Source organism: Streptomyces sp. CA-181903 (assembly GCF_050937075.1).
In the GTDB taxonomy this organism is placed as follows: domain Bacteria; phylum Actinomycetota; class Actinomycetes; order Streptomycetales; family Streptomycetaceae; genus Streptomyces.
Genome location: NZ_JBNJLY010000001.1, coordinates 6844063 through 6863242, shown reverse-complemented (window position 1 = coordinate 6863242; position 19180 = coordinate 6844063). Strand labels below are relative to the sequence as shown.

At 74.8% G+C, this 19180-nt stretch carries 20 protein-coding genes; 17 read left to right on the top strand and 3 right to left on the bottom strand.

Annotation, left to right across the window (positions count from 1 at the left end):
• Positions 1–55: 55 nt before the first annotated feature.
• The 9 genes from ACQEVS_RS30405 to ACQEVS_RS30365 all read left to right on the top strand — a co-directional run bounded on the left by ACQEVS_RS30405 (position 56) and on the right by ACQEVS_RS30365 (position 8055).
• Positions 56–475: an SRPBCC family protein gene (locus ACQEVS_RS30405; protein ID WP_433025941.1), complete on the top strand. Its 420-nt coding sequence runs from the start codon at positions 56–58 to the stop codon at positions 473–475.
• The gene (locus ACQEVS_RS30400) at positions 472–900 is read left to right on the top strand and encodes a MarR family winged helix-turn-helix transcriptional regulator (RefSeq protein ID WP_433025938.1); all 429 of its coding nucleotides are present in this window, start codon (positions 472–474) and stop codon (positions 898–900) included. The genes ACQEVS_RS30405 and ACQEVS_RS30400 overlap by 4 nt, the downstream gene beginning before the upstream one ends.
• 300 nt (positions 901–1200) lie before the next feature.
• Positions 1201–1818, top strand: coding sequence for a TetR/AcrR family transcriptional regulator (locus tag ACQEVS_RS30395; protein ID WP_433025935.1), 618 nt, complete (start codon positions 1201–1203; stop codon positions 1816–1818).
• Positions 1819–2210: 392 nt separating this feature from the next.
• Positions 2211–3602 (top strand): FAD-dependent oxidoreductase, encoded by a 1392-nt coding sequence (locus ACQEVS_RS30390; protein WP_433025932.1) that lies wholly within the window; start codon positions 2211–2213, stop codon positions 3600–3602.
• A 32-nt stretch (positions 3603–3634) separates the two neighbouring features.
• The gene (locus ACQEVS_RS30385; RefSeq protein ID WP_433025929.1) at positions 3635–4492 is read left to right on the top strand and encodes an alpha/beta fold hydrolase; all 858 of its coding nucleotides are present in this window, start codon (positions 3635–3637) and stop codon (positions 4490–4492) included.
• 136 nt (positions 4493–4628) lie between these two features.
• On the top strand, positions 4629–4817 hold the full coding sequence (locus tag ACQEVS_RS30380; RefSeq protein WP_433025926.1) for a hypothetical protein: 189 nt from the start codon (positions 4629–4631) through the stop codon (positions 4815–4817).
• 210 nt (positions 4818–5027) lie between these two features.
• Complete coding sequence (locus tag ACQEVS_RS30375) at positions 5028–5705, top strand: uracil-DNA glycosylase (protein ID WP_433025923.1); 678 nt, start codon at positions 5028–5030, stop codon at positions 5703–5705.
• A 147-nt stretch (positions 5706–5852) separates the two neighbouring features.
• Positions 5853–7037 carry a BadF/BadG/BcrA/BcrD ATPase family protein gene (locus tag ACQEVS_RS30370; RefSeq protein WP_433025920.1) on the top strand — a complete coding sequence of 395 codons (1185 nt, stop codon included), beginning with the start codon at positions 5853–5855 and terminating at the stop codon, positions 7035–7037.
• 91 nt (positions 7038–7128) lie between these two features.
• Positions 7129–8055 (top strand): sirohydrochlorin chelatase, encoded by a 927-nt coding sequence (locus tag ACQEVS_RS30365; RefSeq protein WP_433025917.1) that lies wholly within the window; start codon positions 7129–7131, stop codon positions 8053–8055.
• Positions 8056–8179: 124 nt separating this feature from the next.
• On the opposite strand, the gene ACQEVS_RS30360 is transcribed toward ACQEVS_RS30365, so the two are convergent.
• Entirely contained in the window at positions 8180–9232 is a 1053-nt protein-coding gene (locus ACQEVS_RS30360; RefSeq protein ID WP_433025914.1) for a lactonase family protein, read from the bottom strand.
• A 286-nt stretch (positions 9233–9518) separates the two neighbouring features.
• Between ACQEVS_RS30360 and ACQEVS_RS30355 the strand changes: the two genes are divergently transcribed.
• From ACQEVS_RS30355 to ACQEVS_RS30345, 3 genes are all read left to right on the top strand, one after another.
• The gene (locus ACQEVS_RS30355) at positions 9519–11021 is read left to right on the top strand and encodes an FUSC family protein (RefSeq protein ID WP_433028060.1); all 1503 of its coding nucleotides are present in this window, start codon (positions 9519–9521) and stop codon (positions 11019–11021) included.
• Positions 11022–11301: 280 nt separating this feature from the next.
• Entirely contained in the window at positions 11302–11835 is a 534-nt protein-coding gene (locus tag ACQEVS_RS30350; RefSeq protein ID WP_433025911.1) for an Lrp/AsnC family transcriptional regulator, read from the top strand.
• 190 nt (positions 11836–12025) lie between these two features.
• A complete protein-coding gene (locus tag ACQEVS_RS30345; RefSeq protein ID WP_433025908.1) occupies positions 12026–12952 on the top strand; it encodes a D-alanyl-D-alanine carboxypeptidase family protein in 927 nt (308 codons plus the stop codon).
• A 201-nt stretch (positions 12953–13153) separates the two neighbouring features.
• On the opposite strand, the gene ACQEVS_RS30340 is transcribed toward ACQEVS_RS30345, so the two are convergent.
• Positions 13154–13576: a YjbQ family protein gene (locus tag ACQEVS_RS30340; RefSeq protein WP_433025905.1), complete on the bottom strand. Its 423-nt coding sequence runs from the start codon at positions 13574–13576 to the stop codon at positions 13154–13156.
• A 69-nt stretch (positions 13577–13645) separates the two neighbouring features.
• Positions 13646–14197: a GNAT family N-acetyltransferase gene (locus tag ACQEVS_RS30335; RefSeq protein WP_433028057.1), complete on the bottom strand. Its 552-nt coding sequence runs from the start codon at positions 14195–14197 to the stop codon at positions 13646–13648.
• A gap of 48 nt (positions 14198–14245) precedes the next feature.
• Between ACQEVS_RS30335 and ACQEVS_RS30330 the strand changes: the two genes are divergently transcribed.
• The 5 genes from ACQEVS_RS30330 to ACQEVS_RS30310 all read left to right on the top strand — a co-directional run bounded on the left by ACQEVS_RS30330 (position 14246) and on the right by ACQEVS_RS30310 (position 19134).
• Positions 14246–14836 (top strand): TetR/AcrR family transcriptional regulator, encoded by a 591-nt coding sequence (locus ACQEVS_RS30330; protein WP_433025902.1) that lies wholly within the window; start codon positions 14246–14248, stop codon positions 14834–14836.
• A 45-nt stretch (positions 14837–14881) separates the two neighbouring features.
• A complete protein-coding gene (locus ACQEVS_RS30325) occupies positions 14882–15991 on the top strand; it encodes an FAD-dependent oxidoreductase (RefSeq protein WP_433025899.1) in 1110 nt (369 codons plus the stop codon).
• A gap of 169 nt (positions 15992–16160) precedes the next feature.
• Positions 16161–16964, top strand: coding sequence for a (Fe-S)-binding protein (locus ACQEVS_RS30320; protein ID WP_433025896.1), 804 nt, complete (start codon positions 16161–16163; stop codon positions 16962–16964).
• Positions 16961–18451 (top strand): lactate utilization protein B, encoded by a 1491-nt coding sequence (locus tag ACQEVS_RS30315; RefSeq protein ID WP_433025893.1) that lies wholly within the window; start codon positions 16961–16963, stop codon positions 18449–18451. The genes ACQEVS_RS30320 and ACQEVS_RS30315 overlap by 4 nt, the downstream gene beginning before the upstream one ends.
• Positions 18448–19134: a LutC/YkgG family protein gene (locus tag ACQEVS_RS30310; protein WP_433025890.1), complete on the top strand. Its 687-nt coding sequence runs from the start codon at positions 18448–18450 to the stop codon at positions 19132–19134. Before ACQEVS_RS30315 ends, ACQEVS_RS30310 begins: the two co-directional genes overlap by 4 nt.
• The last annotated feature ends 46 nt before the right edge of the window (positions 19135–19180 follow it).

Here is a 19180-nt window from a genome sequence, read left to right as displayed (position 1 = left end):
TCTCCGTAGAGATAATCTCTTCGCAGATAATCTTCTCGGTCGGGAGGCCATTTCCATGTGGACGTATGAGCACAGCGTTGAGACCAATGCGGCGCCGGAGGCGATTTGGGGCCTGTGGGCCGACGTCGAGCACTGGGCGGACTGGAACGCCGACATCGCGCGCATCCGGATCGACGGCCCGTTCGAGGCGGGCTCCGAGATCGTGATGACCCCGGCCGGGGACGATCCGGTGCACCTGCTCGTCGCCGAGGCGACCGTCAACGAACTGTTCGTGGACGAAGCCCGGTTCGACGGGCTGCTCCTGCGCACCATCCACCGGCTGACCCCCGGCGAGCGGGACCGCACGCGGGTGACCTACCGGATGGAGATCACCGGCACCGGAGCCGACGACCTCGGCCCGCGGATCGGTCCGGCCGTCACCGCGGACTGGCCGCAAACCATGACCGCCCTGGTCAAGCTGGCGCAGGACGCATGACCCTCGGCCCCGGCGACAGCCCCGGTTTCCTGCTCTGGCACGCCACGCTGCGCTGGCAACGCGCCATCACCGCCGCGCTCGGCCCCCTGGATCTGACCCACGTCCAGTTCGTCCTGCTGGCCTGCACCTGGTGGCTGAACACGCAGGGCGAACATCCCAACCAGCTGACCCTCGCCCGCCAGGCCGGCACGGACGTCAAGATGACCTCCCAGGTCCTGCGCGCCCTGGAGGCCAAGGGGCTGGTCACGCGCGAGGTCGACCCCGCCGACACCCGTGCCAAACGGCTGCGTGTCACCAGCGCGGGCGCCGACCTGGCGCCCCGCGCGATCGCCGCCGTCGAGGACGTCGACGCACGCTTCTTCCAGTCGGTGCCGCACGACGACGCCGTGAAGCTGCTCGGCCGGCTGGCGCGTCCCGCGGTCTGAAGCCCCGCTCCGGACACCGCCGACGCCGGATACGCGCCGGACAAGCCGTCTGGTGGCCCGGCGCTCGCCCGACCGCGCCGGCGCGGCGGGCTCGCGGGCGGCGGCCCGCCCGTCGCCCGTACCGCTCGCCCCCGGGCCCCGCGCGAGAGCGCGGCGAGGCGTGCGGGAGCCGCTGATTCGGACGATCCCCCGCGTCGCCCGAATCAGCGGTCATACCGGGTTCTCCCTGCTCAGCGGGCGAACGGACCGGTATGCTCCTGAGTATATTGGCTCGGAGCCAGTCAACGCAGGAGTTACAGCATGTCGCCCCGCAGTGCGTCGGTCAATGAGGAGTTGCGCCGCAGGTCTCGCGAGCGGCTCCTCCAGGCAACCGTCGAGCTGATAGACGAACGCGGCTACGAGGCGACGACCCTCGCGGACATCGCCTGCCGGGCCGGCGCCGCGCGGGGGCTCGTCTCGTATTACTTCCCCGGTAAACGGCAGTTGCTGCAGTCGGCGGTGCACCGGCTGATGCACATGGAGCTCGCGGCGGCCCTGGAGCGCGAGCCGGTGAGCCCGGACGGGCGGGAGCGGCTGGCGCGCGCCATCGACGCGGTCCTGGGCCTGGCCCGGGACCGGCCGCGGCTGATGCGTACGCACATGGCGGGCATCCTCCAGGCGGAGGGCTTCATCCAGTGCCCGGAGCAGCAGCGGCTCGCGGCCCTGCTCCGCGACACCGTCGAGCGGTACGGGTCCACCGACCCGGAGACCGATTACCGGCTGCTGCGGGCCCTGATGATGGGCGCGGTGGTGGCGATCCTGCTGCCGGGGGTGCCGATGCCGGTGGAGCGGCTCAGGTCGGAGCTGTTCCAGCGGTACGGGCTGGACTGGCGACTCGGCCGCCCACCCGGCGCGCAGCCGCCCCCGCCCGGCGTGTGACCGTCACGCCACGCACGACCGGGGGGACGACTTCCCACGTACGCCCGGGGGGCGACGGCTTCCCGCGTACGCCCGGGGTGGCGGCTCCCCACGTACGCCCGGGGGGGTGACGGCTTCCCACGCACGCCGGGCGCATGACCGGCGCACCCGGATCGCATCCGGCGCACGACCGGCGCACCTGTACCGCAACCGGCGCATGACCGGCGCGCCCGGACCGGTACCGGTGCGTGACGGCACCCGCACGCGCGAGCGGCGCGTGACCGGCTTCCTGAAGCGCAAGCGGCGCGTGCCCCGTGCCCGGAGCGTCGAGCAGTGCCCGGGCGGCGCTCAAGGGGCTGCCGCGCGCGGCCCCCGGTGGGATGCTGGACGCAGCCGCCGGAAGGAGAACCTCCGTGCTTCGCGTCGCAGTCGTCGGTTCCGGGCCGAGCGGGGTCTTCACCGCCCAGACCCTGGTGCAGCAGGAGGCCGTGCCCGGGGTGACGGTCGACGTGCTGGACCGGCTGCCCTGTCCGTACGGGCTGGTGCGGTACGGGGTCGCCCCGGACCACGAGAAGATCAAGTCGCTGCAGCGCACCCTCCGCACGGCCCTGGAGCATCCGCGGATCTCCTTCCTCGGCAACGTCCGGGCGGGCGAGGGCCCGGGCGAGATCCCGCCGCGACGGCTGCGCGAGCTGTACCACGCGGTGGTCTACTGCGTGGGGGCCGCGTCAGCCCGCCGGCTGGGGATCCCCGGCGAGGACCTGCCGGGGAGCTGGTCGGCCACCGAGTTCGTCTCCTGGTACAGCGCCCATCCGGACGCGCCGCCGGACGGGTTCTCGCTGCCCGCCCGGTCCGCCGTGGTCATCGGGGTCGGCAATGTGGCCGTCGACGTGGCCCGGGTGCTGGCCCGGGGAGCGGACGAGTTCCGGGCGACCGACGTGCCGCACGCCGCCCTGGCGGCGCTGGCCGCGAGCCGGGTGACGGACGTCCACATGGTGGGCCGACGCGGCCCGGCGCAGGCCAAGTTCACCACCAAGGAGCTGCGGGAGCTCGGCGGGCTGGACGGGGTGCGGACGCTGGTACGGGCCGACGAGGCGGCGCTCGACCCGGCGTGGGAGGACCCGTCCGGGCTGCCGGCGGCGGGCCGCCGCAACGTGGAGGTGCTGCGGGAGTGGTCGAGGCAGCCGGCCCCCGCCCACGGCCGCCGCATCCACCTGCGCTTCTTCCTGCGGCCCGTCGCCCTCCTCGGCGACGACGCCGTCCGCGCGGTGCGCTTCGAGCGCACCGCCCCCGACGGCTCCGGCGGGGTGGCGGGGACGGGCGAGTTCGAGGACGTCGAGGCGCAGTTGGTGTTGCGGTCGGTGGGGTACCGAGGAGTGCCGGTCGGCGGGCTGCCGTTCGACGACGGGAACGGCACCGTGCCGCACGAGGCGGGCCGCGTGCTGCGGGATGGCGTCCCGTCGCCCGGGGAGTACGTCGCGGGCTGGATCAAGCGCGGCCCGACCGGTGTGATCGGCACCAACCGCCCGTGCGCCAAGGAGACCGTGGCCTCCCTGCTCGCCGACGCCCCCGCGCTACTCGCGGCCAGGAGGGCCGTCGACGATCCGCGCGCGGCGCTGCGCGCGGCGGGTGCCGAACCGGTGGAGTGGCCCGGCTGGCTGGACATCGAGGCCGCGGAGACCGCCCTCGGCCGGGACTTGGGCCGGGGCACGGTGAAGATCCCGGACTGGGAGGGCCTGTTGGCGGCGGCGCACGGTGGTGCCGGCGGCCGGCCGACACCCCACCGGCGGCATGTGCTTGACTGACTGAAGGCCAATCACCTTGTGGGGGTGGGACGTTGGAGATCGAACTCTCGTCCGGGACGATCGACTACGAGGACACCGGCGGTGAGGGGCCGGTGCTGGTGTTCACGCACGGGCTGCCGATGAACGGCAAGCAGTGGCGCAAGGTGGTACCGCTGCTGGACGGCTACCGCTGCGTCCTTCCCACGCTGCCCCTCGGGGGGCACCGCAGACCGATGCGCCCGGACGCCGACCTGTCGCACACCGGAATCGCCCGGCTCCTGGACGAGTTCATGGAACGGCTGGGCCTGGACGACGTGACGCTGGTGGTCAACGACTGGGGCGGCGCCCAGTTCATGGTCTCCGAGGGGCGGGCGGACCGCTTGGCACGCATGGTGCTGGTGGCCTGCGAGGCGTTCGACAACTTCCCGCCGGGGCCGGCCAAGGCGCTGTCGACGGTCTGCCGCCTCCCGGGAGGCGTCCGGCTGCTGACCCGGCTGATGAGCGTCCCGGCCCTCCGCGACCATCCCAGGGGGTACGGCGGGATGAGCCGGCGCGGGCTCCCGCCGGACCTCGTCGCCGAGTGGTTCGGGCCCGCGTCCCGGAGCAGGGCGATCCGCCGGGACTTCGCCAAGTTCGCCACCTCGGCGCCCGACCGCGCCACCCTCCTCCGCTGGAGCGAGCGGCTCCGCACGTTCGACCGGCCGGTGCTGGTCGTCTGGGCCACCGAGGACCGGCTGATGCCACGCGAACACGGCCCGCGGCTGGCGGAGCTCTACCCGCGAGGACGGCTGGTCGAAATCGAGGACTCGTCCACCCTGATCCCCGAGGACCAGCCCGAGAAGCTCGCCCGCGCGCTCCTCGACTTCCTCGCGGAGACCGGCGCCGAGCCGGTGCGGAAGCCCGCCGGCTGAACCGCTCCGACGGCACCCGCCACCCGCCGTCGGACGCGCGTTCCCCTCCGCCCCGTACGGGTGAAGACGGGCATGGCGACGAGCGGCCCGGGAACCTTCGGCGTACCCGCGACCGCCCTCCGCGAAAGGGCCGTTCATGCGCCGCGCCACCGCCGTCCTCCTCGGGCTCGCCGCGACCGCCGCCCTGCTCGCCACACCCGTACGGGCCACCGGCGTGCCCGGTCTCGACGGACTGCACGCACACGCCCGCCCCGCCACCGCCCCGTCCGGACCGGGCCGACCCCCATGCCTGCTCACCCTCTTCAGGCTCATCTGCGTCGCCTGACCGTCACCGCCTCCAGACCCCCGACCGTCACTGGAGGTACTCCCCCGGCCACCCTGGGGTGCGGGCGGCCGCCGCCGCTCGCGTACGATCGCTCCCCTACGCGGGACCCGACGGCGGACCGGACCGTGCTCCGCACTCCGGCCGCGCCCGGGCCCGTCGCGTAGCACTCCGTTCCACTCGCAACTCCATGGACAGGGAGGGGTCGCGGCCGTGGCTGCACGTCCCTTGCACGAGATCGTCGAACCCGGCTGGGCCAAGGCACTGGAACCGGTGGCCGGCCGAATCGCCGCGATGGGCGACTTCCTGCGCGCCGAGATCGCGGCCGGCCGCACCTATCTGCCGTCCGGCGCGAACGTGTTGCGCGCCTTCCAGCAGCCCTTCGACGACGTTCGGGTCCTCATCGTCGGCCAGGACCCGTACCCGACCCCCGGCCACGCCGTCGGCCTCAGCTTCTCCGTCGCGCCCGACGTGCGTCCGCTGCCCGGCAGCCTGGAGAACATATACCGCGAGCTCCACCAGGACCTCGGGCTGCCCAGGCCGTCCAACGGCGATCTGACGCCGTGGACGCGACAGGGCGTCCTGCTGCTCAACAGGGCCCTGACGACCGCGCCGCGGAAGCCCGCCGCCCACCGGGGCAAGGGCTGGGAGGAGGTCACGGAACAGGCGATCCGCGCGCTGGTCGCGCGTGGCCGGCCGCTGGTGGCGATCCTCTGGGGGCGGGACGCGCGCAATCTGCGCCCGCTGCTGGGCGGCGTACCGTGCGTGGAGTCGGCGCATCCGTCGCCCATGTCGGCGGACCGGGGCTTCTTCGGTTCGCGGCCCTTCAGCAGGGCCAACGACCTGCTGGCCGGGCAGGGTTCGGCGCCGGTGGACTGGCGGCTGCCCTGACCTGGTGCGCTCCCCCGCGCCGGGCCCCGTGCGCGGCCCTCGAACCTGGCCAGGGGCGCCGGCCGGGAGCCGGGGGCCTGACCGGGGGGCGCTTCCCGGGAGTAGGGTGCCGGGCATGACGGTTGACGCGATCGTCCGCGCGGCGCCATGGAACTGACGTCGCACCGGCGCCCGGTGCGGGGCACCGTCCCTGTGCTGGCGGTCGACTCCGGGGGCTCGGGCGTCCGGATCGCCGTTTCCCCCGCCCACGGCGACGGGCCGGTGCTCACCTGGTCCTCCCCCGAGCCGGTGCCCGTCGGCGACCGGGGGATCGACGCGCGCGTCCTGCTCGACCGGATCCTGCCGCCCGCCCGGGAGTTGCTCTGCCGGGCCGGCGCCGAACGCTTCGCGGCCGGCTGTGTGGGCGCGGCGGGCATGGTGACGCTCGGCACCGACCTGCGGGCCGTCCTGCCGGGTGCGCTCCGCGCCGAACTCGGGGTACGGCGGCTCGCGCTGGCCTCCGACTCCGTGACGGCGTACGCCGGGGCCCTCGGCCGGCGTCCGGGGGTGGTCGTCGCCGCCGGGACGGGGCTGGTCGCGCTCGGCACCGGGCTCACCCCCGGCGGCGGCTGGCGGCGCTCCGACGGCTGGGGACACCTGCTGGGCGACTGCGGGGGCGGCGCCTGGATCGGCCGGGCCGGGCTGGAGGCGGCGCTCCGGGCCTACGACGGGCGGGCCGGCGGGTCGGCGGCGCTGCTCGGCCGGCTGAAGGCCGTGTTCGGTCCGGCGCCGGACCTGCCGGGGATGCTCCACCCCCGGCCCGACCGGGCGGCCGTGCTGGCCTCCTTCGCCCCGGAGGTCGGCCGGTGCGCGGCGGCCTGCCCGGTGGCGGCGGACATCCTGCGGACGGCGGCCCGGCACATCGCCGAGGCCGCGGCCGCGGCCTGCCCCCCGGCGTACGAGGACGGGGGCTGGGACGGGGACGGGCGTGCGGACCCCGGGGAAGCAGGGACGGCGGAGACGGAAGTCGAGGCGGCCGAGGCGGACGTCTCCCCCGCCCCGGAAAGCCGCCGCCAACGGGCGGACGAGCCATGGCGGCGCGCCCCCGTCGTGGCGCTCACCGGGGGGCTGGCGGAAATCGGCCCCCCGCTCCTGCTGCCGCTTCGTCAGGAGTTGCGAAAGCAACTTCCGGCTGTCCGTCAGGTGGCCGCGGCGGGATCGCCCCTGGACGGCGCGTCCCGTATCGCCGCCGCCCTGGTGACGGACCGTCCGCTGCTGCCCGTGGACGGATCGCTGCTGGACGTCGCGTCCGGCGCGCCGTCCGCCGCGTCACCCGGACACACCTTCGGGTGATCCGATCAGCCACCGAATAAATCAGGACAGAGGCGGTTCAAACGCCCCCCGCCCAAACAGGGCCGTTCCCGACCGGATAACATGCGGCGCCATGAGCTCCCCCACAGGGCCCACGTCCGGCCTGCCTGTACGAATGCCCCGACCCCGCCAGCCCGGACGGCACCGGAGGCCGGAGCCCGTGACCGCGCCGGCGGCCGCGCCCCCGCTCGTGCTCGCGGTGCCCGGCGCCCCCGGCCCGGCCGCGCGCCGACTGGCCGAGGAGACCCTGAGCATCGCCCGTTCCGAGCTGCCCGGTCTCGACGCGCGCATCGGCTACGTGGACGCCGAGGGCGACGCCGGAGGGTTCCCCGCCCTGGACTCCGTCCTCGGCTACGCCGCCGCCCAGCACACCGCTCGCACGAGCGAAGCGCAGGGCGCCTCGGACGAGGAGGCCGCCGCCTGGGCCCGCGGGCCCGCCGCCGTCGTGGTGCCGCTGCTGGCGGGCCCGGACACGGCCGTGCTGCGCCGCATACGCCAGTCGGTCGTCAGCAGCGGCTCGGCCTTCGAGCTGACGGACACGCTCGGCCCGCACCCGCTGCTCGCCGAGGCCCTGCACGTGCGCCTCTCGGAGGCGGGCCTGGCCCGTGCCGACCGCGCCCGGCTGTTCACCGTCGCAACCGCGGCCGACGGGATCGTCCTGGCCACGGTCGGCGGCCCCGAGGCCGTGCAGGCGGCCGGCATCACCGGCATGCTCCTGTCGGCGCGCCTGGCCGTGCCGGTACTGGCCGCCGGTCTGGACGAGGAGGGCGCCGTCGCCCGCGCCGCCGACGAGCTCCGCTCCTCCGGCTCGCGCAACCTGGCCCTCGCGCCGTGCCTGATCGGACCGGAGGCCGACGAGGCGCTGCCCTCCATGGCCGCGAAGGAGGCGGGCTGCGCGGCGGCGGAGCCGCTGGGCGCCTACCCGGCGGTCGGCAAGCTCGTCCTCGCCAAGTACACGGAGCTGCTGGGCATCGCCGCGCAGCCCGTGCCGATGCGCTGAGGACCAGCGCACGGCCGCAGCACCGCACGACCGAGTGACCGCCGGGAAGGGCCTCTTGACGAGGCCCTTCCCGCGTTTCACGCCCGGGCGCCCCGCCCGCGCGGCCCCCGAGGTACCGCGGGGCTCAGCGGAAGACCACGCACGAGGCGGCCGGTGCCGCGACCGACCCGGCCCGGACGGGTATGCCCGTGCCGGGGTCGACCGTGAACCAGGTGACGTCGCCCGACCGCTCGTTCGCCGCGTACAGCAGCCCCCCGTCCGTGTGCGCGGCGAGGTGGCGCGGCCAGTGCCCGCCGCAGCTCACGGTGGAGCGCAGCCGGGGCGCGTCCCCGGAGGGTTCGAGGGTGAGGGTGGCGAGGGTGTCGTCGCCGCGGTTGGCCGCCCACAGGAACCGGCCGTCGGGTGAGAGCACGGGCGTCGAGGGGTAGGTGGGGTCGACCGCCCCGGCGGTCACCACGGGCGCCGTCTCCAGCGGCTCCAGCACACCCGAGGCGGCGTCCCAGCGGCAGACGGTCACCGTCGCGTCGAGCTCGTTGAGGACGTACACCCGGCGGCCGTCCGGGTGGAAGACGAGCGTCCGGGGACCGCTGCCGGGCCGGAGGCGCGTCTCGCCGTGGGGAACCGGCTCGCCCGTGCCGGGGTCGAGCGCGGAGACGTACACGGAATCGGTGCCGAGGTCCGCGGCGAGCAGCCAGCGGCCCGTGGGGTCGGGCGCCACGGCGTGGGCGTGCGGGCCCTCCTGCCGTGCGGTCACGGGACCGGCGCCCCGGTGCCGCAGGACCACCGGGGGCTTGCCGAGGGTGCCGTCCCCGGCGACGGGCAGGGCGCTGACGCTTCCGGAGCCGTAGTTGGCGGTGCACAGCCAGGACCCGGCGAGCGCGAGGTGGGTGGGCGCGTCGCCTTCGACGGGCACGGCGGGGCCGAGCGGTACCGGCCGGTCCGGGTCGGCGAGCGAGAACGCCGTGGCCGTGCCCGGTTCCGTCTCCCCCACCGCGTACAGCACGTTTCCGTCGTCCGAGAGGGCCAGGAACGAGGGGTCTGCCGCGACGACGGTGGAGTGGACGGGGGTCAGCGCGCCGGTCCCGGCGTCCACCCGCGCCACGGTGATCCCGCGGCCCCCCGCCTTGGTGAACGAGCCGATGTAGGCGCGCCGTTCGCGCCGTCCGCTGGCCGCCATCGCGTCCCTCCCCTTCACGTCCCCGTCACGTCGATGGTCCAGACGCTACAGGCCGGCACTGACAATGCCCGGTGCCGTCCGGGCCGGGGCGGCGCCCGGCTGGTCCGTTGGCCCTGCTCACCGCGGGTTACCGCGTGGTAAATGCGATCCATTGGCTCATCTTTTCGGACTTCTCTTGAGCCATCTGGCCTCCGGATGTTTTGATGAACCCGTCAATGGCGCTGCGGGATTCCGCGGCGCCTCTTTTGTGCGCGCGATCGGAAGAGGGTCGGTGAAGCTGAAGAAGATGTTCGCGGCTCCGGATCCGGGCCGTGTCCGGCTGCGGAACGCGGCACGGGCCGTCCTGGGCGTGGGGCTCGCGGTGGCGGTCTCGCACCTGGTAACCGGTTCGATGGGCGCCACGATCGCCGGTGGCCTCACCGCGCTGCTGGCCCTCTTCACCGTCACCGACGCCCGGGTCCGTGACCAGGCGGTCACGACGGCGTCGCTGCCGGCCGTGGGCGTCCCGGTGCTGGCGCTCGCGACGGTGCTGCACGGCCTTCCCCTGGCGCGGGACGCGGCGTTCCTCGGCGTCGTCTTCGCCGGGGTGTACGCGCGGCGCTGGGGCGCCCGGGGTCAGTCCCTGGGCATCTTCGGCTTCATGATGTTCTTCATGGCGCAGTTCCTGCACGCCGTCCCGGACGGGCTGCCGGAGCTGTACACGGCCATGGCGCTGGCTCTCGCCGCGTCGTCGCTGGTCCGGTTCGGGCTGTGGTGCTGGGAGCGGCGGCTGCCGCCGGTGCTCGCGCCCGCGCCCTTCGCGGCGCGCGGACTGGAGCGTCCGACGACCCGGCAGGCGTTCCAGAACACGTTCGCGTGCGCCCTGGCCCTGGGCGTCGGCCACCTGGTCTCGGACCAGCGCTGGTACTGGGCCGTCGGCACCGCGTGGTGGATCTTCGTGAACACCGCCTCGCGCGGGGAGACGCTGGTCCGGGGCTTCCGCCGCGTGGTGGGCACGGTGGCGGGCATCGCGGTCGGCCTGGTCGTCGCGGTGCCGCTGCACGGCGCGCCCGCCCCGACCGCCGTCCTCGTCGCGCTCTGCGTCTTCGGCATCTTCTACACCGCCGCCCCCTCCTACAGCTGGATGATGTTCTTCGTGACCGTCATGGCGTCCCTGCTGTACGGGCTGCTGGGCGTGCTGCACCCGGGGCTGCTGCTCCTGCGCTTCGAGCAGACGCTCGTGGGCGCGGCGGCCTCGGCCCTCGCGGTCGCGCTGGTGCTGCCCGTCACGACGCACGCCGCCACCGACGCCTGGATCCGCCGGGCGATGCTGGCCGTCCGGCACTGCACCGCCGAGTCGGCGCGGCGGCTGGCCGGGGAGGCGTCCGCCGATCCGGCGCCGTCCGTCGCCGAGCTGGAGCTCCTCCTCGCCCGGGTGCGGGTCTCGCTCGCCCCGCTGCTGCATCCGCTCAGCCCGCTGCGGGCGCGCAAGGAGCGCGCCCGGCAGGTGACGGCTCATCTGGACGACTGCGTGCGGCTGGCCCGCGGCCTGGCCGAGGTGGCCGCCGATCCGGACGCCTCGCACGACGCCCGGCTGACCGCCGCCTGCCAGCGCGTCGAGGCGGCCCTGCGCGCCCTGCTGCCCGCGACGGAGGCGCCGGCGTCGGCCGCCGAGCTGGGCCTCGCGGCTCCGCAGCACCATCCGGGCGCGGAGCGGGCCCTGGCCCATCTGCACGACCTGGAGCGGGCGGTCGCGAACCTCGCCGGTCCCGTCCTGAGCAGCCCGCGGTCACCGCTGCCGGAGGGCTGAGCCCGGCGGTCCCCGGTGCCGGGCCGCCCGAGGGGGAAGCGGACGCGGCGTCTACGGACGCCCACCGCGTCGCGGTCTGGCGCCCGCCCCCGGCGTCCCGGTGGGGTACCCGCCCACCGCGTCCCGGTGGGGTGCCCGCCCGCCGCGGGGACGTCGTCGGGCGCGTCCCACCGGGCCGAGTGACCGCTCCGCGTACCCGTCCGACGGGCGGCCCACCGGCGCCGACTGGGCCATTGGTACAGTGACGGCCCGGCACCCGAGTACGAGGGAGTGTCAGCCGATGGCTGTAGACGCCCTGGACACCAGGATCCTGCGCCTCCTGCTGGAGCAGCCGCGGACCAGTGCGCGGGAGTACGCGCGCCTGCTGGGCATCGCGCGCGGCACCCTCCAGGCCCGCCTCGACCGGCTGGAGCGGGACGGCGTGATCACGGGGACCGGCCCCCGGCTCTCCCCCGCCGCGCTCGGCCATCCCGTCCTGGCCTTCGTGCACATCGAGGTCACCCAGGGCCACCTCGATCCGGTGTCGGACGCGCTGGCGGAGGTGCCGGAGATCATAGAGGCGTTCTCCATCACCGGCGGCGGCGATCTGATGGCGCGGGTCGTCGCCCGGGACGCCGCTCATCTCGAGGACGTCATCCAGCGGCTGGTGCAGTTCCCCGGCGTGGTGCGCACCCGCACCGAGATGGCGCTGCGGGAACGCGTCCCCTACCGGATGACGGGGTTGCTGCGCGCCGTGGAGCAGGACGTCCGGCGGAAGGACAAGGGCCGCTCCCGGAGCCGTTCCACCGCTCCGGTGGCCGACGGAGGAGCATGAGGCCCGCGCCGTCCCCGGCCGTCTGACCGTCCCTCATGTCCCGCCGGGGGCACCGCTTCCCGCGTCCGTCAGGCCGTCCACCGCGCATGTGTCGCCCGGGTTTCGTCCGTGCCGTGGAAGGGTGGGAGGATCTGGTGGTTCCACCCGGCCATGAGATAACCGGGACAACTCGTGAGGAATGAGACGTAATATGCAGCAATCTGGGGGAAGACGGGCCCGTCGGTGGGGAGCCGCGGTCACCGCGTCGACCGCCGCGTTCGCGGTCGCCGTACCCGCGGCCACGGCCGAGGCGGCGACCGGCCCGGCGGGCATCGCCGCCAAGGGCGCGTTCCTGCTCGACAGCGGCCCCAACAAGCAGCTGTGGGCCAAGGATGCCGACACCCCGCGCCAGATGGCCAGCACCACCAAGATCATGACAGCCGCGGTGGTCCTGGACACCCGGGGCGTCAACCTGAACAAGCAGATCACCATAAAGAAGTCGTACCGGGACTACGTCGTGAAGAACGGCGCCAGCACCGCCGACCTGCGCGCCGGTGACAAGCTGACGGTCCGACAGCTCCTCTACGGCCTGATGCTGCCCTCCGGGTGCGACGCGGCGTACGCGCTCGCCGACAACTTCGGCACCGGCAAGACCGAGGCCGCGCGCACCAAGTCGTTCATCACCCAGATGAACAAGAAGGCCGCGGCGCTCGGCATGAAGAACACCAAGTACGACTCGTTCGACGGCATATCGCAGGCGGGGACGAACCACTCCACGCCGCGCGACATCGCCAAGCTCGCCCGGCACGCGATGGGCAACAGCACGTTCACCACGGTCGTCAAGGCGGCCAGCACCCGCCAGAAGGCGGTGAACGTCAACCGCACGTACACCTGGTACAACACCAACAAGCTGCTGGGGTCCTATAAGGGCGCCATCGGCATCAAGACCGGCACCGGCACGGCCGCCGGTCCGTGCCTGGTGTTCGCCGCGCAGCGCGGCAGCCGGACGGTCGTGGGCGTGATCCTCAACGACCCGACCAACCGCTACCCCGACGCCGTGAAGATGCTGGACTGGTCGTTCGACACGACCTCGAAGGTGAAGCTGCGTCAGCTGCCCAGCCTGGCCCAGCAGGACTGAGCCACCGCCCCCGGCCGGCCGGTTCGCGCACGGCGGTCCACGGCGGGCCGCCACCGCGAGCCGCCCCGGCCGCGGGCCCGGGGCCGGGGCCCTGGGGTCAGCGTTTCGGCTCTGTCCGATTCGGTCGATTCCGACAGCTCAGCCGATCCAGCCGGTTCGACCGGTTCGACTGGTTCAGCCGGGCCGACAGGGTCAGCCGGTTCAGCCGAGGAACGAGAGCCGCACCTTGCGGTGCGGATTGTCGACATTCGTGTCGACGAGGACGATGCTCTGCCACGTCCCCAGCTCCAGTTCCCCGCCCACCACCGGCAGCGTGGCGTGCGGCGGGACGAAGGCGGGCAGGACGTGGTCGCGGCCGTGCCCGGGGCTGCCGTGCCGGTGCCCCCAGCGGTCGTCCTTCGGCAGCAGGTCGCGGAGCGCGGCCAGCAGGTCGTCGTCGCTGCCCGAACCCGTCTCGATCACCGCGAGGCCGGCGGTGGCGTGTGGCGTGAAGACGTTCAGCAGCCCGTCCCGCCCGGCCGCGGCCTCCCGCAGGAAGCGGGCGCAGTGGTCCGTGAGGTCGTAGACGGTCTCGGTCGAGCCGGTCGTGATGTCCACCGTGCGGGTGGTGAAGGTATCGGTCATGACCCACCCCTTACCCGCACCGGGCGGAGATCGGCAAGCCGGGCCGCCGCCGTACGCCGTGTCGTGCGGTCACGCGCGGCGGGCCCGCCATTCAGGCGCGAGGATCGCCCAGTACTGCTTGTCGTAGCGGACGCCGTCGTAGGGCCAGTACTCGCGCTGGACACCCTCCAGGGTCATGCCGAGCCGCTCGGCCACAGCGGAGCTGCGGGCGTTGTCGGCGCGGCAGCGCCACTCCGCGCGGTGCAGGCCGCGGGTGGTGAGGGCCCAGTCCAACAGCGTGGTGCAGGCCGCGGTGATCAGGCCGTGGCCCTCGCCCGCCGGCTCCAGCCAGCAGCCGATCTCGCAGGAGCCCAGGGCCGTGTTGAAGTCGACGAACATCACGCCGCCGACCAGGGTGCCGTCCCGCCAGATGCCGAAGAGGCCGGCCTGGTCCGCGGCCCGGCGTTCGGCGTAGCGGCGCAGGGTGGCGCGGGCGCCGTCGAGGTCGTCGGTGACGAAGGCGGGCCCGACCCACGGCCGGATGTGCTCGCGGGCCCGGTCCAGGTGGGAGGCGAACTCCTCGGCGTGCCATATCTCCAGCGGGCGGAGGAGGGCGTCGTCCCGCAGCGGGAGGGAGAACATGGTGACCCCATTCACACAACAAGCGTTACGGTTATGTACGGTGGCAGCATGCCACGAACCAAGGGTGATCACGAAGCCCGGCGCCGCGACGTCTCGGAGGCTGTCTGGCGGGTACTGGCCGCCCACGGCTTCGACGGGCTGACCCTGCGCGCGGTCGCCGCCGAGCTGGGCGCCACCACCGGCCTGCTCACCCACTACTTCCCCGCCAAGCGGGACCTGCTGGCACACGCCCTCGACCTGCTCGACCGGCGGAGCGCCGCCCGGCCGCGGCGCGTGGCACCGCGCGGCCTGCCCGCCGTGCGGGCCGCGCTGCTCGACATCCTGCCGCTGACCCCGGCCGCCACGGACAGCAACCGCATCTGGGTGTCCTCCTGGGACACCGCGCTCGCCGACCCCGCGCTGCGCGAGGGCCACGCGGAGCGGTACGCGCGCGGCCGCGACCGGCTGAGCGAGCTCGTCGCGGCGGCCCAGGAGCTCGGTGAGCTCCCTCCGGGGGACCCGGACCGGATCGCGGCCGGCGCCCAGGGGTTCGCGCTCGGTCTGGTGGTGCAGGCCCTGTTCGACCCGGTGGCGTTCCCGCCCGAGCGCCAGACCGAGCTGCTGGACGACTATCTGGCGGCGCTGGCCGCCCGGCCCTGACGCCCCGCGGGGAAGAGATCCGCCGGCCGGCCCGTTGGTAGAAGCATGAACGACATGGCGGTGGTGCGGACGGTGGACGTCGTGGTCGTGGGCGCCGGGCAGGCGGGCCTCTCCGCCGCCTACCACCTGCGACGCGCCGGCCACGAGCCGGACCGGGACTTCGTCGTGCTGGACCACGCGCCGCGGCCCGGGGGCGCCTGGCAGCACCGGTGGCCCACGCTGACGTACGGCAAGGTCCACGGGATGCACGCGCTGCCGGGAATGCCGTTGACGGGCGCGGACGACGCCCGGCCGTCGTCCGAGGTGATCGGCGGCTACTTCGCGGCGTACGAGGCGGAGTTCGGGCTGCGGGTGCGGCGGCCCGTCACCGTGCGCGCCGTACGCGACGGCGGCGCCGGGCGGCTGCTCGTCGAGACGTCGGAGGGGGTGTGGTCGGCGCGGGCGCTGATCAACGCGACCGGCACCTGGAAGCGGCCGTTCCTGCCGCGCTACCCCGGCCAGGAGCTGTTCGAGGGCCGCCAGTTGCACACCGCCCGCTACCCGGGCCCCGACGCGTTCGCGGGCCTGCGGGTGGTGGTCGTCGGGGGCGGCACGTCCGCCGTCCAGCACCTGCTGGAGATCGCCGAGGTGGCGTCCGCCACGACGTGGGTCACGCGGCGCCCGCCGCTGTTCCGGGAGGGGCCGTTCGACGAGGCACGCGGCCGCGACGCCGTCGCGCTGGTGGAGGAGCGCGTCCGCCGGGGGCTGCCGCCGCGCAGCGTGGTGTCGGTCACCGGGCTGCCGATGACGGCCGCCATGGAACGGGCGAGGGAGGCGGGCGTCCTCGACCGGCTGCCGATGTTCGACCGCGTCACCCCCGACGGCGTCGCCTGGGCGGACGGCAGGACCGTTTCCGCCGACGTCATCCTGTGGGCCACCGGGTTCCGGGCCGCGCTCGACCACCTGGCGCCGCTGCGGCTGCGGGAGCCCGGCGGCGGCATCCGCGTCGACGGGACGCGGGTGGTCCGCGACCCGCGCGTCCACCTCGTCGGGTACGGGCCGTCGGCGAGCACCATCGGCGCCAACCGGGCGGGGCGGAGCGCGGTACGGGAGGTACGGGAGCTGCTCGCCGGGGCGGACGGGGTGTCCGCGCGGATGGTCGCCGCGGTGGGCTGAGGCGGTGCCTCCTCCGTCACCGGCGGCCCGGCCCGTCGGAGCGGAAAGGTGCCGCGGGCCGTGCCCGTTTCGCGGTCCGGTCCGTAGCATGCGTCTCATGCTGCGACGCTCCCGTGGTTCTCGCGCTCCTGGCCGCTCGCCGGATTCCCCCGGAGAGCCGGGAGCGCCGGTGGTCGGCCTCTTCCTGACCTGCGTCAACGACATGGTCTATCCGGACACCGGGCGGGCCGTGGTCACGCTGCTGGAGCGGCTGGGGGTGCGCGTCGACTTCCCGATGGAGCAGAGCTGCTGCGGCCAGCCGTTCTTCAACACCGGCTACCGGCGGGCGACGGAACCGCTGGTCCGCCGCTACGCGGCCGCCTTCCGCGGGTACGACCACATCGTCACGCCGTCCGCCTCCTGCGCGACCATGGTCCGGGAGCAGTACCCGCGGATCGCGGCCCGGGCGGCGGCCGAGGGACGGGACGACGGGCTGGCGGCGGCGGTGACCGAGGCCGTGCCCCGTACCTACGAACTGACGGAGTACCTGGTGGACGTCCTGGGGGTGACGGACGTCGGTGCCTACTACCCCCACACCGTCACCTACCACCCCACCTGTCACGGACTGCGCGCGCTCGGCCTGGGCGACCGGCCGCGGCGGCTGCTGGAACGGGTGAAGGGGCTGGAGCTGCGGGAGTTGGCGGGCGCGGAGGAGTGCTGCGGCTTCGGCGGGACGTTCGCGGTCAAGAACGCCGCCGTCTCGGTCGCGATGGGCACCGACAAGGCCCGCGCCGTCGTCGCGACGGGCGCGCGGGCCCTCTGCGCGGCGGACAACTCGTGCCTGGCGCACATCGGGGGCATCCTCACCCGGCGGGGAGCGGGGGTACGGCCGGTGCACATCGCGGAGATCCTGGCCTCGACGGAGCCGGGGGCGTCGTCCCCGAGGCCCGGACCCCCGTCGCCGGAGCCCGGACCGGAAGGAACCGACCGATGACCCGCCCCGTCCCCCTCGGCATGCCCTCCTTCCCCCGCGCCGCCGCCGTCTCCACCCGGGACTCGCGGCTGCGCGCCAACCTGCGGCACGCCACCGGCACCATCAGGGCCCGGCGCGCGGCGGCCGTGGCCGAACTCGACGACTGGCGGCAGCTGCGCGCCGCCGCCGCGGCCGTCAAGGACCGCACCCTCCGCCACCTCGACCACTACCTCGTACGCCTGGAGGAGCGCGTCACCGCCGCCGGCGGGACGGTGCACTGGGCGGCCGACGCGGCGGAGGCGAACCGGATCGTCACCGAGCTCGTACGGGCCACCGGCGAACGGGAGGTCGTCAAGGTCAAGTCCATGGTCACGCAGGAGATCGGCCTCAACGAGGCCCTCGCGGCGGCCGGCGTCCGGGCGTACGAAACCGATCTCGCGGAACTCATCGTGCAGTTGGGGGACGACCTGCCGTCCCACCTCCTCGTCCCGGCCATCCACCGGAGCCGGGGCGAGATCCGGGAGATCTTCCGGAAGCGGATGGCCGACTGGGGGCGGCCGGCGCCCGAGGGGCTGACGGACCGTCCGGCCGATCTCGCCGAGGCGGCCCGGCTGCACCTGCGGGAGAAGTTCCTGCGCGCGAAGGTCGCCGTGAGCGGCGCCAACTTCATGGTCGCGGAGACCGGGACGATGGTGGTCGTCGAGTCCGAGGGCAACGGGCGGATGTGCCTGACCCTGCCGGAGACGCTGATCTCCGTCGTGGGCATCGAGAAGGTGGTGCCCACCTGGCGGGACCTGGAGATCTACCTCCAGCTGCTCCCCCGCTCCTCCACCGCCGAGCGGATGAACCCCTACACGTCGATGTGGACGGGCACCACGGACGGCGACGGGCCGCGCGCCTTCCACCTGGTGCTGCTCGACAACGGCCGGACCGACACGCTCGCCGACACCGTCGGCCGCCAGGCGCTGCGCTGCATCCGCTGCTCGGCCTGCCTCAACGTCTGCCCGGTGTACGAGCGGGCCGGCGGACACGCCTACGGCTCCCCCTACTCCGGCCCCATCGGGGCGATCCTCGCCCCGCAACTGCGCGGCACCGCCTCCCCGCTGGAGGAGTCGCTGCCCTTCGCGTCCTCCCTGTGCGGCGCCTGCTACGAGGTGTGTCCGGTGGCGATCGACATCCCGGAGGTCCTGGTCCACCTGCGGGAACGGGTGGCCGAGGGCGGCGAGGCGACCGTCCGGGGCACGCGGGCGGTGGTGCGTCCGGCCCGGCGGCACGCCCTGGAACGGCGGGTGGTGGCGGGCGCGGCCTGGGCCCTGGACCGGCCCGAGCTGCTCCGCCGCGGCCGGCGGCTGGTGGGCCGGGCGGCCCGGTTCGCGCCGCGGCGGCTGCCGGGTCCGGGCCGGGCGTGGACGGACGGCCGGGCCCTGCCCGAGATCCCCGAGGAGTCGTTCCGCGACTGGTGGGCGCGGACGCGAACACAGGAGACCCCGAGCGGAGGCGCCTCATGAACGGTGACGCGAGCCGGGCGCGGATCCTCGGGCGGGTGCGGCGCGCCCTCGCCGACGTCCCGGCGTACGAGCGGCCGCGCGACCATCCCGTCCCCCGTGACTACCTGCGGGTCCACGGCCGGCGGACGCCCGCCGAGTCGGCGGCGCTGCTGGCCGCGCATCTGGCCGACTACCGCGCCACGGTGCACCGCACCGGCGCGGACGGGCTGCCGGCCCTGCTCCGGGAGGTGCTGGCCGACCGGGGCGCCCGCCGGGTGGTCGTCCCGGCCGGGCCGCCGGAGGGCTGGCTGGCCGGGGCGGACGTGGAGGTGGTCGTCGACTCCCCCGGGCTGACGGTCCGTGAGCTGGACGCCGTGGACAGCGTCGTCACGGGGTGCGCGCTGGCGATCGCGGAGACCGGGACGGTCGTCCTCGACGGGGGCCCCGGTCAGGGGCGGCGGCGCGTCACGCTGGTCCCCGACCATCATGTGTGCGTGGTGCGGACGGCGGACCAGCTCGTGGACTCCGTCCCGCAGGCCCTCGAACGGCTCGATCCGCTGCGGCCGTTGACGTGGATCTCGGGCCCGTCGGCGACGAGCGACATCGAGCTGGACCGGGTGGAGGGCGTCCACGGGCCGCGCGTACTGGACGTCGTGCTGGTCGCCGGGGACCACGGCCCTGCCGGGGGGCCACCGCGAGGGTGACCCTGGCGGTGGTACGCACGGCCCGCGTACGAAGCGGCGGGGGCTG